At 65.1% G+C, this 12,951-nt stretch carries 13 protein-coding genes; 7 read left to right on the top strand and 6 right to left on the bottom strand.

The annotated features are described in order from the left end of the window. Positions 1 to 163 precede the first annotated feature (163 nt). Positions 164 to 2,443, top strand: a complete 2,280-nt coding sequence (locus XH96_RS10185; RefSeq protein ID WP_194392375.1) for a fused MFS/spermidine synthase — start codon at positions 164 to 166, stop codon at positions 2,441 to 2,443. Between the two features lie 83 nt (positions 2,444 to 2,526). Here the strand turns inward: XH96_RS10185 and XH96_RS10190 are convergent, their stop codons facing one another. Both XH96_RS10190 and XH96_RS10195 read right to left on the bottom strand, forming a co-directional pair. Then, a complete protein-coding gene (locus XH96_RS10190; protein WP_194392376.1) occupies positions 2,527 to 3,522 on the bottom strand; it encodes a glycerophosphodiester phosphodiesterase in 996 nt (331 codons plus the stop codon). Between the two features lie 38 nt (positions 3,523 to 3,560). Continuing rightward, positions 3,561 to 4,346: a L,D-transpeptidase gene (locus XH96_RS10195; RefSeq protein ID WP_246790028.1), complete on the bottom strand. Its 786-nt coding sequence runs from the start codon at positions 4,344 to 4,346 to the stop codon at positions 3,561 to 3,563. Between the two features lie 332 nt (positions 4,347 to 4,678). Between XH96_RS10195 and XH96_RS10200 the strand changes: the two genes are divergently transcribed. Further along, entirely contained in the window at positions 4,679 to 5,002 is a 324-nt protein-coding gene (locus XH96_RS10200) for a hypothetical protein (protein WP_194392378.1), read from the top strand. Positions 5,003 to 5,052: 50 nt separating this feature from the next. On the opposite strand, the gene XH96_RS10205 is transcribed toward XH96_RS10200, so the two are convergent. Further along, positions 5,053 to 5,814, bottom strand: coding sequence for an ABC transporter permease (locus tag XH96_RS10205; RefSeq protein WP_194392379.1), 762 nt, complete (start codon positions 5,812 to 5,814; stop codon positions 5,053 to 5,055). Further along, complete coding sequence (locus XH96_RS10210; RefSeq protein ID WP_194392380.1) at positions 5,811 to 6,734, bottom strand: ABC transporter ATP-binding protein; 924 nt, start codon at positions 6,732 to 6,734, stop codon at positions 5,811 to 5,813. The genes XH96_RS10205 and XH96_RS10210 overlap by 4 nt, the downstream gene beginning before the upstream one ends. Before the next feature lie 281 nt (positions 6,735 to 7,015). Here XH96_RS10210 and XH96_RS10215 point away from each other — a divergent pair, with 281 nt between their 5' ends. Then, on the top strand, positions 7,016 to 7,735 hold the full coding sequence (locus tag XH96_RS10215) for a hypothetical protein (RefSeq protein WP_194392381.1): 720 nt from the start codon (positions 7,016 to 7,018) through the stop codon (positions 7,733 to 7,735). Between the two features lie 167 nt (positions 7,736 to 7,902). Here XH96_RS10215 and XH96_RS10220 read toward each other — a convergent pair whose 3' ends face one another. After that, positions 7,903 to 8,565 carry a TetR/AcrR family transcriptional regulator gene (locus XH96_RS10220; RefSeq protein WP_194392382.1) on the bottom strand — a complete coding sequence of 221 codons (663 nt, stop codon included), beginning with the start codon at positions 8,563 to 8,565 and terminating at the stop codon, positions 7,903 to 7,905. 447 nt (positions 8,566 to 9,012) lie between these two features. Between XH96_RS10220 and XH96_RS10225 the strand changes: the two genes are divergently transcribed. The 3 genes from XH96_RS10225 to XH96_RS10235 all read left to right on the top strand — a co-directional run bounded on the left by XH96_RS10225 (position 9,013) and on the right by XH96_RS10235 (position 10,711). After that, entirely contained in the window at positions 9,013 to 9,258 is a 246-nt protein-coding gene (locus XH96_RS10225; RefSeq protein WP_194392383.1) for a hypothetical protein, read from the top strand. A 9-nt stretch (positions 9,259 to 9,267) separates the two neighbouring features. Beyond that, positions 9,268 to 9,651 carry a hypothetical protein gene (locus XH96_RS10230; protein ID WP_194392384.1) on the top strand — a complete coding sequence of 128 codons (384 nt, stop codon included), beginning with the start codon at positions 9,268 to 9,270 and terminating at the stop codon, positions 9,649 to 9,651. A 118-nt stretch (positions 9,652 to 9,769) separates the two neighbouring features. Beyond that, on the top strand, positions 9,770 to 10,711 hold the full coding sequence (locus XH96_RS10235; RefSeq protein ID WP_194392385.1) for a LysM peptidoglycan-binding domain-containing protein: 942 nt from the start codon (positions 9,770 to 9,772) through the stop codon (positions 10,709 to 10,711). A 190-nt stretch (positions 10,712 to 10,901) separates the two neighbouring features. Here XH96_RS10235 and XH96_RS10240 read toward each other — a convergent pair whose 3' ends face one another. Continuing rightward, complete coding sequence (locus tag XH96_RS10240) at positions 10,902 to 11,975, bottom strand: tartrate dehydrogenase (protein ID WP_194392386.1); 1,074 nt, start codon at positions 11,973 to 11,975, stop codon at positions 10,902 to 10,904. A gap of 149 nt (positions 11,976 to 12,124) precedes the next feature. Between XH96_RS10240 and XH96_RS10245 the strand changes: the two genes are divergently transcribed. Continuing rightward, positions 12,125 to 12,949 carry an aspartate dehydrogenase gene (locus tag XH96_RS10245; protein WP_194392387.1) on the top strand — a complete coding sequence of 275 codons (825 nt, stop codon included), beginning with the start codon at positions 12,125 to 12,127 and terminating at the stop codon, positions 12,947 to 12,949. Positions 12,950 to 12,951: the final 2 nt, after the last annotated feature.

The following is a 12,951-nucleotide window of genomic DNA, read 5'->3' on the forward strand; positions in this document are numbered from 1 at the left end:
GCGCAAGGGCGCACCGGAGTTCGATGCTTTGCATCGCCCCGGAACGACCTCCTTATATCAAGCATTCCTTGCCGCAACATCACGTCACACTTTATTGCCCGATCAGGCGCCTTGTGCTCCATTGCGCGCGTCCGGCGCCCGCCGGAGTCTTGCCGGAGCATCCATGGATTCCATCGTGCAACCCGCCGCCACGGAGCAGCCTTCGTCGTCGCGCAACCGGCTGCTGCTGGCGGTCTACACGGCTGCGATCTTCGTCAGCGCGCTGCTGCTGTTCTCGGTGCAGCCGCTGTTCACGAAGATGGTGCTGCCGCGGCTCGGCGGCTCGCCGGCGGTGTGGTCGGTGGCCATGGTGTTCTTCCAGTCGCTGCTGCTCGCGGGCTACGCCTATGCGCATCTGCTCATGCAGGCCAAAAGCCGTATCGTTCCGGTCGCGGTGCATCTGGTGCTGCTGATCGCGGCCTTCGCCACGCTGCCGCTCGGCATCGCCTCCGCCTATGGCGAGCCGCCTGCTTCCGGCTATGCGTTCTGGCTGCTCGGCCTGTTCGCGGTCTCGATCGGGCTGCCGTTCTTCGCGCTCGCCGCCAACAATCCGCTGCTGCAGGCCTGGTTCGTCCGCACCGGCCACCCCGCCGGGCATGATCCCTATTTCCTCTATGCCTCCTCCAACATCGGCAGCTTCCTCGCACTGTTGTCCTATCCGTTCCTGCTGGAGCCGATGTTCACGCTGCACCTGCAGAACCGGTTCTGGACGGCAGGCTATGGCCTGTTGATCCTTCTCATCGCCGCCTGCGGCGCGCTGCTGTTGCGTTCGCCGAGGCTGGCTGAAGTCGACGCGCGAGACGAGGAGGTGAACGCACCGGCGCCCGGGCTTGTCACGCGGCTGCGCTGGATATTCCTGGCCGCGGTGCCGTCCGGCCTGCTCATCGCGGTGACTGCGCACATTTCCACCGACGTCGCCGCAGCGCCGCTTCTGTGGGTGCTGCCGCTGTCGCTCTATCTGCTGACCTGGGTCGTCGTGTTCCAGTCGCGTCCGCTGCTGCCGCACAAATGGATGCTGATGCTCCAGCCGGTCGCCATCGCTGGCGTCGTCGTGCTGCTGGCCTTCGGCGGCGAGCAGAATCTGCTGCTGACGCTCGGCGGTCATCAATTGTGCTTCTTCGTCATCGCCATGGCCTGCCACGGCGAACTGGCGCGGACGCGGCCGGCCGCCAGATATCTCACCGGCTTCTATGTCGCGCTGTCATTCGGCGGCATGGTCGGCGGCCTGTTCGCAGGCCTCGTTGCTCCATTCACCTTCTCGTGGATCGCCGAATATCCCATCCTGATCGCGCTTGCCGCGCTGTGCCGCCCTTCCGCGAACGAACGCCTCGCCGGTATCGTCAAATGGTACTGGCTGGTGCTCGCCGCGCTCGCGGTGGCGCTCATTGCGCCGTCATACATGACCGGCGACCTCTCGACCTGGTTCGAGGATCACCGCGTCTGGGTCGCCGGCGCCGTCGGCGTGCTCGCCGCGCTGCTCGCGCTGATCCTCAATGCCGGCCGCTGGAAGATCTTTGCCACCGTCGCGCTCGCGCTGGCGTTGATCCGTGTTTATCCCGCGGACGAGGGCCGCGTCACGACGGTGCGCAGCTTCTTCGGCGTGCACAAGATCGTGGTGACGCCGGGCGGCTATTTCCATGTGCTGATGCACGGCACCACCATTCATGGCGCCGAGCGCTTCCGCAACAATGACGGCACGCCGGTCATCGGCCGGCCGGAGCCGATCACCTATTATCACAAGGACGGCGGCATCGGTCAGGCCGTCAGCGCCATCCGCGAGCGCAAGGGCACGCCGCTCAAGGTCGCCGCGATCGGCGTCGGCTCCGGCACGCTCGCCTGCGCAGCCGAGCCGGGAGAGAGCTGGACCTTCTTCGAGATCGATCAGTCCATGGTCGACGCGGCGCGTGACCCCAGGAATTTCCGCTATATATCGAGCTGCATGCCGGACATGAAGCCCGTCATCGGGGATGCGCGCCTCACCTTCGCCAAGGAGCCCGATGGCGCTTACGATCTCATCATCGTCGATGCCTATTCGTCCGATGCGATCCCGATTCATCTCGCCACCGAAGAGGCGATGAAGATCTACAAGGACAAGCTCGCGCCCCACGGCGCCGTGGTGATGCACGTCTCCAACCGGCATCTCGATCTCGAGACGGTCGTTGTCGGCATTGCGGATGCCAACGATCTCACGAGCTGGGTGTTCAACGAGGATTCCGGGCGCGATTCCGACTACATCTTCTCGACCGACGTCGTCATCTCCGCGCGCGAGGACGCCGACATCGGCAGGCTCGCATCCTCCAAGCAATGGGTACAGACCGAGGCCGATGACAGGGTGCGGGTCTGGACCGACGACTATTCGAATATCCTGGGCGCGCTGTATCGGCGTTTGCGGGACGGGGAGTAGGCTTCACGCCTCAAGTGATCTCGTGCCCCGGCTCTGCGCCGCACCGCTACGCGCTACACCGCGTCCGGGACGCGAGATCGGGTTTACGGCGCTACCGGCGTCCCTGCCGGCAGCGCGATCCCCCTCTCGCCGGCGATCTGGCGCAACAGGTCCGGCCTGTCCGAGATGATCCCATCGACGCCGAGCTCGATCATGCGCGCCATGTCTTCGGGCTTGTTGACCGTCCATACCACGACACGCAATCCGAGTTCATGGGCCTCGGCGACCAGTGACGCGGTCACATCGCCGAAGTAAGGCGACCAGATCGCGCCGCCCGCAGCCTTGACCGTCCTTGGCAGCGAGCCGCCGTGATCGGCCGGGTTGAAGCCCGCCGTCCAGTTGGTCGCCTTGTCGCGTGCCACCGTCGGGCTCGAGCCGCGCTGGAGCGTCAGGTACACGGTCGGAATCTTCGGCGCCTGCTGCTGGACGAGAAGCAGGGTTCGCCAGTCGAACGACTGGATCGTGACGCGGTCGGAGAGTCCTTCGGTCTCGATTAGCCCGAGCAGCTTCGCGACGAAGGCCTGCGGATCAGGCGCTTCATCCGGATGGTTCGGATCGATCTTGGTCTCGATGTTGAAGCCGACGCGCGCGTCGCCGGATTTGCGCACCAGCGCGAACAGCTCGCGCAAGGTGGGAATGCGTGTCCCCGGCATGGCGCGCTGGTCGGGGAATTGTCTTGCGTAGGCACTGTCCGGCCGGATCTGGCCGACGTCATAGGTCCTGACCTCGTCGAGCCGCAGCTTCACGAAGGGTGTGCCGGGCGAAGCAATGTAGGCTCCATCGGGGCCGCGGGCGAGATCGGGGTTGAGCCTGCGCTCATGCGACAGGATGACTTCGCCGTCGGCGGTGATACCGACGTCGAGCTCCAGTGTGTCCACGCCCATCGACAGCGCATTGGCGAAGGCTGGCAGGGTGTTCTCCGGCAACAGCGCCCGCCCGCCGCGATGCGCCTCGAGATCGAAGGCCACATCAGATCCCATGGCCCGTCCCGCCATCAGAACGCAGAGCACGATCGGAATGGTCGTGGCACGTCGCTTCATGGTGCCTCGGCCGGCGAGGGCGGCTGATGGCGGCCGCGTCAGTTCTGATAGTAGTAGCCGCGCGGCTGATAATATTGCCGCTGCTGCGGCTGATAGTAGTAGCCCTGCTGGCCGTAGCCCTGGTCGTAATAGGCCCGCGGCTGCTGCTGCTGATAGACCTGCGTGTCGTAGAGCGAGCGGGTGGCCGAGCGCGGCGCCGGATAGCGCGCGCCGGTGTCGCTGCCGTCGGCCGGATAGATGTAGTTGTCGTCCTGCGGCATGTAGCGGCGCGCGGGCTGTGCCGGCGGCGCCAGGTTCACGGGATCGCCGGCGGTCGCGTATTGCTCCTCAGCCGGCTGCGGTGCGCGGGCCACCGCATTGGCGTTGCGGCCGCGCGGATTGCGAGCCAGCGCCACTTGCGCCGAGCCGGTCAGCGTCACCGTGGTGTTGAGCACGCCCTGCTGCTGAACCAGCGCATAGAGCGTCGAGGCATTCTGGCGCGACAGCCGCACGCAGCCATGGGAGGCGGGGGAGCCGAGCCGGCCGACCGAGTCCGTGCCGTGGATAGCGTGCCCGACCTTGGTGAAGAAGATCGCGTGCGGCATCGGCGCGTCGTCGAATTCCTTGGAATAGTGATCCTCTTCCATGCGGAAGGCGCGGAAGGCGCCGTTCGGCGTCTCGCGCGAGGGGATGCCGGTCGATACCGGCCAGTGATAGCGCGCGACGCCGTCGACGGCGACGGTCATCTGCTGGTTGTCCTTGTCGACGGTGATCTCGACCTTGGCCTCGGCGGCGCTTGCGCTCAACAGCAGCGATGAGGTGAAAGCAATGAAAAACGAACGCATCTGGAAACGCATATCAATCTCGGCCTCCGGCCTGTTCACGCTAGGCGCCGCGGCTCTCCGTCCCCGGCGTGCAATATGCCTGCAATCCGGCTTTCGTTCCAGCGAGCTGCCAGCCCATCGTTAACGCGATGCCGGGCGTAAGCAAGGCCGCTTCGTGCCGCGCCACGCGCGGCAGCGCTGACATTTTCGCGAGCGGAGGCGCGTTCACAACACCGACAATTCGTCACAAAGGCGCGCAACCATTCCGCCGTGCGGCGCGTTGGTGATGGCCTCTCTCCACAGGCGGCACGACCGCCGCCGTTTACCTCTTTACCTTCCCTGGGGACCCGAAAATGAACAAAGCCCGTCTCGCCGCTGCGCCATTGCCGGCCAGTCCGCCCATCCGCCTGCTGTTCGCCGCCGCCATCCTGCTGGCGCTATCGTCGTTGCCGCAAGCCAGTCATGCCCAGGGCATCGTGCGCGGCGCACAGGAGGGCTCTTATGAAGGTAACCGCATCGCCGGGCCCGTGGGCGGCGCGGTCGGCGGCGTCGTCGGCGCCGGCGTTGGCGGGGCTGTCGGTGCAGTCGAGGGCGTGCTCGGCGTTCCCCACCGCCATTACCGGCACCGCTGTCGCGGATATTACGACAGCCATCACCGTTTCCGTTGCTACAGGTGAGACCTTTGCCGTCATTCCGGGGTGCGCGTAATGCGAGCCCGGAATGACGATCAGTTCTTCAGCCGGTATCCCGTCCGGAATATCCACCAGATCACGACGAGGCAGATCATCAGGAACGCCAGCGTCATTCCGATGCTGACGGATACGCTGACGTCGGCGATCTCGTAGAAGCTCCAGCGGAATCCGGAGATCAGATAGACGACCGGATTGAGCAGCGCGACCGTGCGCCAGGTCGGCGGCAGCATGTCGATGGAGTAGAAGCTGCCCCCGAGAAAGGTCAGCGGCGTCACCACCAGCATCGGGATCATCTGCAGCTTCTCGAAGCCGTCGGCCCAGATGCCGATGATGAAGCCGAACAGGCTGAACGTCACCGCCGTCAGCACCAGGAAGGTCAGCATCCAGATGGGATGCTGGATGTGCAGCGGCACGAACAGGCCGGCGGTCGCCAGGATGATCAGGCCGAGGATGATCGACTTGGTGGCGGCGGCGCCGACATAGCCGAGCACGATCTCGAAATAGGAGATCGGCGCCGACAGGATCTCGTAGATCGTGCCGGTGAACTTCGGGAAGTAGATGCCGAACGAGGCGTTGGCGATGCTCTGCGTCAGCACCGACAGCATGATCAGGCCCGGCACGATGAAGGTGCCGTAGCTGACGCCCTCGACCTCGCTGATGCGCGAGCCGATGGCGGCGCCGAACACCACGAAGTACAGTGAGGTCGAGACCACCGGCGAGACGATGCTTTGCAGCAGCGTGCGCCAGGTGCGCGCCATTTCGAACAGATAGATGGCACGGATGGCGCGGTGGTTCATGACGTCCTCACGAGGTCGACGAAGATGTCCTCGAGCGACGATTGCGTCGTGTCGAGGTCATTGAAGCGGATGCCGGCGGCGCGGAGATCGCCGAGGAGGCTGGTGATGCCGGTGCGCTCGCCCTTGGTGTCGTAGTCGTAGACCAGCGTCGCGCCGCTATCGCAGAGCTCGAGCTCGTAATGGCGAAGGCTCTCCGGCAGCGAGGCGATCTTGCCCTGCAGATGCAGCGTCAAGCGCTTCTTGCCGAGCTTCTGCATCAAGGTCGTCTTGTCCTCGATCAGCACGATCTCGCCCTTGTTGATGACGCCGATGCGGTCGGCCATCTCCTCGGCCTCCTCGATGTAGTGGGTGGTGAGGATGATGGTGACGCCGGACTGTTGGAGCCCGCGCACCACCTCCCACATGCCCTTGCGCAGCTCGACGTCGACGCCGGCGGTGGGCTCGTCCAGGAACAGGATCTGCGGCTCGTGCGACAGCGCTTTGGCGATCATCACGCGACGCTTCATGCCGCCGGAGAGCGTGATGATCTTGTTGTCCTTCTTGTCCCACAGCGAGAGGTCCTTCAGCACCTTCTCGATATGTTCGGGGTTCTTCGGCTTGCCGAACAGGCCGCGCGAGAAGCTCACGGTCGCCCACACGCTCTCGAAGGCGTCGGTGTGCAATTCCTGCGGCACGAGGCCGATCAGCGAGCGCGCCTTGCGGTAGGAGGTCTGGATGTCCTCGCCGCTGACCAAAACCTTACCTTCGCTCGGGTTGGCGATGCCGCAGATGATCGAGATCAGCGTGGTCTTGCCGGCCCCGTTGGGGCCGAGCAGCGCAAAAATCTCGCCGCGCTTGATGTCGAGATTGATGTTCTTGAGCGCCTTGAAGCCGGACCCATAGGTCTTCGACAGATTGGCGACGGAAATGATGGAAGACATGATGGCCGGCGGGCTGGGGAGGGAAAGGGGAACGCCGGACCCACTCGGAAAGGCGGGTCGGCGGAGCCCTGAAATAGGAACGCTGTTGTTGGCCCGCAATTCCCCGGAGAAAATTGGTCTCAAAGCAGGCCGTTCAGTGGCATGTTTCGGGCAAGTGTTGCGCGATGGTCACGGCCTGCTGCGAAGATTGTCGCTCACGCGGCTCTTTGTTGCGTCTGCGAGCGGGCCGTGGCTACGATTCCGGCCAATCGCCAAGCGTATTGTCTCCAGGGAAAAAATCGATGAGATCGAACGGCCGTCACACCGCCGGCGCCCGCCAATTGTCCACCCTGCGTGTGTGGGCGATGGGCCTGCTCCTGCTGTCAGCTGTTGCCATCAGCCCGACCACCGCCAAGGCCGCGCCGAGCCAGGCCGCTGTGGCAACCACGCATGTCTACCTGCTCCGTGGCGTGCTCAACATCTTCTCGCTCGGGCTCGACACAATCGGCGCCCGGCTCCAGGCGCAGGGCATCCCGGTGACCGTCGCCAACTTCGTGTCCTGGTCCTCGCTCGCCGATGAAGCGGCGGCTGCCTACAGGGCCGGCCGGCTCAAGACCATCGTCCTGGTCGGCCATTCCTCCGGCGCGACGGCGCTACCGGACATGATCGCCAAGCTCAATCAGCTCGGCGTGCCCGTGAAGCTCGCGATCGGCCTCGACTCCGTATTCAAGACCAAGCTCTCGACCGGCGCGGAGCGTTACATCAACATCTATATCGGCGATGGTCCCGGTGAGCCGGTGCGGGCCGCGGCGGGTTTTCGCGGCAAGCTTGACAATGTCGACGTGCGCGGCACCGGCGTCGGCCACATCTCGATCGACAAGAACGAGGCGATCCAGCGTCGCGTCATTGCCGAGATCGACGCCGCCATCATGCGCTCGCGCGCACCGGCAGCGCCGGTCGCCGAACCCGGTACGCCGCGACAGGCGCGCTCGGCGGCGGCGGCCGCTCCCACCAGGAACTGAGCTTCCCTGCGCGACGGACTCGTCGCGCAGCCATCCTTCGGCGATCGCGGGAACAGCGCGGCAGGGAAGAACGGATCGTTCTTGCCCAGACCGCAGGGAACGGCGGCTTGTGCTTGCGCAAATAGTCCTGGAAGGCGCGATAGAGCGCCTTGTCGCAAGTGGACGCCCTATCGCTTCCTGACCAGCGTGAGGGGACGGCTGGCCCTTTGATCGCGGGGCTTGCTCGCGGCGCGCCCGGCTTCGGGCGGGCTCAGGAAGCGGATGAGCATCGTCTTCAGATGCGCAGTGCTCTGCTTGATATCGAGCTTCGGATTGCGGATCGGCATTGCGCGCGATCCGTCGATGATCGCGATCAGGATGTTCGCCGTCGCTTCCGGGTCCAGTCCCGGATCCACTCGCCCCTGGCTTTGCGCCTGGCGCAGGAAGTCGGCCCACATGCGGCGAACCGCTTCGGTATGCCGTTCGATGATCTTGGCGAATTCCGGATTGCGTGCGGCCTCCGCGAGGCCATCCAGATTGAGGATCTGGGCAGGACGAAACCGCAGGCTGGTTTCCTCGATGTCGGCGAGCAGCGCCTCGATCACGTCCGTCGCCGTGAGAATCTTTTCGAAACGCTCCGCCGAACGGCACAGACCCAAATCGATCATCGCCTCGATGATCGCGATCTTGCTTGGAAAGTAGTGATAGAGGTGCCCCGGACTGATCCCGGCCTCGGTGCAGATGTCGGTCGTGCTGGCGCCGCGGAAGCCGTCCCTGGTGAAGCAGCGGATCGCCGCGTCGAGGATCTCCCCGCGCTTCCGCTCATGCTTGACGGGGTCCACCTTCCTCAAGGCCCGTTCTCCTTTTCGTGAGGACCCAATTTAGCATGCCGTTCCGTCACGAGAAAATCAAAATTAGAGAGTTCCGTCTATTTATGTTGACAGGGGGCAACCGCGTGGGAATAATTCATAGAGTGATCTCTCTGGTAAAGAGTCCGGGCCTGAGCGGGACCATGCGCGTTCGCTGCCTCCGATGGACAGCATTCCCGTGCGGTTCGGCTGTGCTCCCAAATATGTCGCGTGCGAGGCGTTCGGGCGGTTTCCCGGCATCACCGGCTTCGCGAGGCAGGGGGTCGGCCTGCCGCCGGCCTGACGGATTCCGGCGCCAACGCGAGTCTGGCCGGCAAGCCAGACCCGGCAACCCAGGTGAATTCAGAGCGGACACTCACGCAATGATCCGGATGCGGTTGCCGTCGCGTCCGACTTCAACAACATTCGTGGCTGACCAGAGCAGATGACATGACCCAAGCAACGATCCATCCCTTGCGGCAAGATGCAGCGCGCGCCGATGCGCGTGTGTGCGCGAGGAGCGCGCCCCTGTTCACGGCCGATGAGGTGTGGAGCCGAACCAACGTGGATCGTCGTTCGGCCGGCGAGACGGACGGTCAGGATTCGATCCTGGAATCCGGCTTCTGGATGGCGACCGTGGTCGCGTTCCTGCCCACGGTCGCGGGCTGCTTCTATCTCTTTCTGACCCAGGGATGAGGCCCTGGGATGAGGCGCGTATCGAGCGCGGCGGCCTTGTCCGCGGTCTTGACACTGTTGCTGGCGGGCTGCGGGTCGAGCGTCGATCTTCCTCCGGCGTATCAACCTCCGCAGCCGCCCAGTGCCAAGGCGGTGAAAGACGGCGTCACGAAAGCGGCTGCCGAAGCCAAGCTGAGTGGGGGACTGGAGACATCCGCCGTCCGCCATTCCGACCACGGGCCGGGATCGTATTTCGTCTGCTTGAGGCAGAGTGGCGCATCAGCCACGAGGCGCCCCGCCTATTCGGTCTTTTTCGACGATGACACCTACAAGGGTGTCCAGGCTTCGGTGATTCTTGAGGCCTGTGAAGCCGAGGCATGGACACCCTTCAGTCAAATGGGTTCCCTCCAATGATGCCACGATGCCGCGGCGGGCGTCGCGGTCCCGGTTCCGCGCCCCAAATTCCACCCAATCGGCGGTCACTAAGCGCGGTGGGGGAGCCTCTGCCTCCTGGAGTGGGACTGCTGGACTGATGCTTGATCCAAGGCGAATTGTCGCGCTGGCAGCGATTGCGCTGCTCGCCTTCGGCACCGGCACGGCCGCTGCCACACCGGCCAAGTCCAAGACCACCGCGGCCGCCCCCGCCGCGCCGCCGCCTCCGCCGTTCGAGCCATTGCCGCCGCCCAAAATCTACCTGTTCCGCGGCGCCATGGGTCCGATCTTCTCGACCGGCATGGATCGGCTCGAAGAGAAACTGACCAAGGCTGGCTTCTCGGCCAATGTCTACGAATTCACCATCTGCCGGTGGATCGGCGATCGCGCCATCTCCAGCTACAAGGAATCGCCGGCGCCGATCGTGCTGATCGGCCACTCCATGGGCGGCCTGTGCTCGATCGTCATCTCCGAGATGGCGGCCAAGGAGAATATCCCTATCAGCCTCGTCATCGTCATCGATCCTGCGCATGCGACCGGCGACGTGCCGCTCAACGTCGAGCGCTTCATCAACATCTTCCTCTCCGACAGCGTGCTCGGCGGCGGCGACGTCGTGGCCGTGCCGGGCTTTCGCGGCCATTATGCGAGCTACGACCTGAAGGAAAACTCGCGCGTCAGCCACATCAACATCGAGAAGTCCGACGACATCCACCGCCAGATCATCGAGATGGTGACGCAGCTCCCGCGCATCCCGCCGCAAGCCCAGGCCGATGCCGTGCCGCTGCGATATCTCGTGCCGCCGGACACGCTGGTCGAATTGTGGGACAGCGGCGTGCGGGTGCCGGTGCGCCGCGGCGACACCATGGAGAGCATCGCCGCCGCCAATCGCGTGCCGCTGTGGACGCTCGCGCAGAGCAACTCCCTGCCGGAGAACGCGCAGCTCACCCCGGGGCAAACCATCATCGTGCCGCGTCACCTGACGCCGCCGGAGCCTGCGGCGGCGATGGCTACGCCGCCGGCGGCACCGGCGGCGCGGAGGTAGGGGCCGTTATCTTGCCGCAGAAGGCGGTGCGCTCCCTCTCCCGCTTGCGGGGGAGGGTTGGGGAGGGGGTCTCTCCACGATCGAGAACCCCCGAGAGGAGGGAGCCCCCACCCGCCGCGCTACGCGCGTCGACCTCCCCCGCAAGCGGGAGAGGTGCAGCGAGTCCTGGGCCACACTCGATCCGATAAGACTAGACATTCGATCCGTGGATCGCGTCGATCACGGCGTCCGTGACCTCCTTCGTCGTCGCCTTGCCGCCGACATCCGGCGTCAGCACGCCGGCCGCGCAGACGCGTTCGACGGCCGCCATCAGCCTCGAGGCGGCATCCTTCTCGCCGAGATGCTCGAGCATCTGCGCGCCGGTCCAGAACGTCGCGACCGGGTTGGCGATGCCCTTGCCGGTGATGTCGAAGGCCGAGCCGTGGATGGGCTCGAACATCGAGGGGAAGCGGCGCTGCGGATCGATGTTGCCGGTCGGCGCGACGCCGAGGCTGCCCGCCAGCGCGCCGGCGAGATCGGAGAGGATGTCGGCGTGGAGATTGGTCGCCACGATGGTGTCGAGGCTCTTCGGATGCAGCGTCATGCGCACGGTCATGGCGTCGACCAGCATCTTGTCCCAGCTGACGTCGGGAAATTCACCGGCAACCTCCGCCGCGATCTCGTCCCACATCACCATGCCATGGCGCTGCGCGTTCGACTTGGTCACGACGGTCAGCAGCTTGCGCGGACGCGACTGCGCGAGCTGGAACGCGTAGCGCATGATCCGCGTCACGCCGACGCGGGTGAAGACCGCCACTTCCGTGCCGACCTCCTCCGGCAGGCCCCTGTGGGCGCGGCCGCCCATGCCGGCATATTCGCCTTCCGAGTTCTCGCGCACGATCACCCAGTCGAGATCGCCGACGCCGACATTGCGCAGCGGCGAGGCCACGCCCGGCAGGATTTTTGTCGGCCGTACATTGGCGTATTGGTCGAAGCCCTGGCAGATCGGCAACCGCAGGCCCCACAGCGTGATGTGGTCGGGCACATCAGGGGCGCCGACCGCGCCGAAATAGATCGCGTCGAACTTCTTCAGCTCGGTGAGGCCGTCGGCCGGCATCATCACGCCGTGCTTCTTGTAATAGTCCGAGCCCCAGTCGAACGTGGTGACGTTGAAGGCGAGATCGCCGCTGCGCTTTGCCAGAGCCTCCAGCACGCGGACACCGGCCGAGATCACCTCGGGCCCGATGCCGTCGGCGGGGATGGCTGCGATCGAATGGGTGCGCATGGGAATGCTCCGTATCAGTGAGATTGCGGCGAGGATCACGGTCCGGGCCGCAGCGAGTCCTTGCCGGCCGCAGGGCCAATTCAATTGACGCTGGCTTATACAGAAAATGATACGCTATGACATCAATCCGGCGGGAAAGTGGGGATGCGATGACCGATCAGAAGGGCCAGAGTGAGTTGCGGGTTGCCATTGCAGGGCTGGGCTCGATCGGCACCAAGATCGCGACCGCGCTCGACCACGGCATCGAAGGACTGGCGCTGTCCGCCGTCGCTGTACGTGATCCCGCCAAGCATCAGGCCTTCCTTGACGGCCTGAACCGTCCGCCGCAGGTTCTGTCCCTCGATCAGCTCGGCGATGCCGCCGATATCGTGGTCGAGTGCGCGCCGAGCAGTCAGCTGCGCGCGATCGTCGAGCCCGCGGTGAAGCGCGGCAAGGCCGCGGTCGTCGTCAGCGTCGGCGGGTTGCTCGACAATTTCGATCTCGTCGATCTCGCCCGCGCCAATGGCGGCCGCATCCTGGTGCCGACCGGCGCGCTGATCGGGCTCGATGCCGTGAACGCCGCCGCGGTCGGCACCATCCATTCGGTGAAGATGGTGACGCGCAAGCCGATCGATGGGCTGAAGGGCGCGCCGTTCATCGTGCAGAACAATATCGACATCGACAATCTGCGCGAGCCGCTCAAGCTGTTCGAGGGCACGGCGCGCGAGGCCGCGAAGGGCTTCCCGGCCAATCTCAACGTCGCGGTTGCGCTGTCGCTCGCGGGCGTCGGGCCCGACCGCACGATGGTGCAGATCTGGGCCGACCCGACCGTGACGCGTAACGTTCACCGCATCGAGGTCGAGGCGGATTCGGCACGGTTTTCGATGTCGATCGAGAACATCCCGTCCGATAATCCCAAGACGGGGCTGATCACGGCGCTCTCGGTGATCGCGCTGCTGCGCAAGCAGCGCGCCACGCTCTGCGTCGGGACGTGAGT

Origin of the sequence: Bradyrhizobium sp. CCBAU 51765 (genome assembly GCF_015291725.1) — a bacterium.
Taxonomy (GTDB): Bacteria; Pseudomonadota; Alphaproteobacteria; order Rhizobiales; family Xanthobacteraceae; genus Bradyrhizobium; species Bradyrhizobium liaoningense.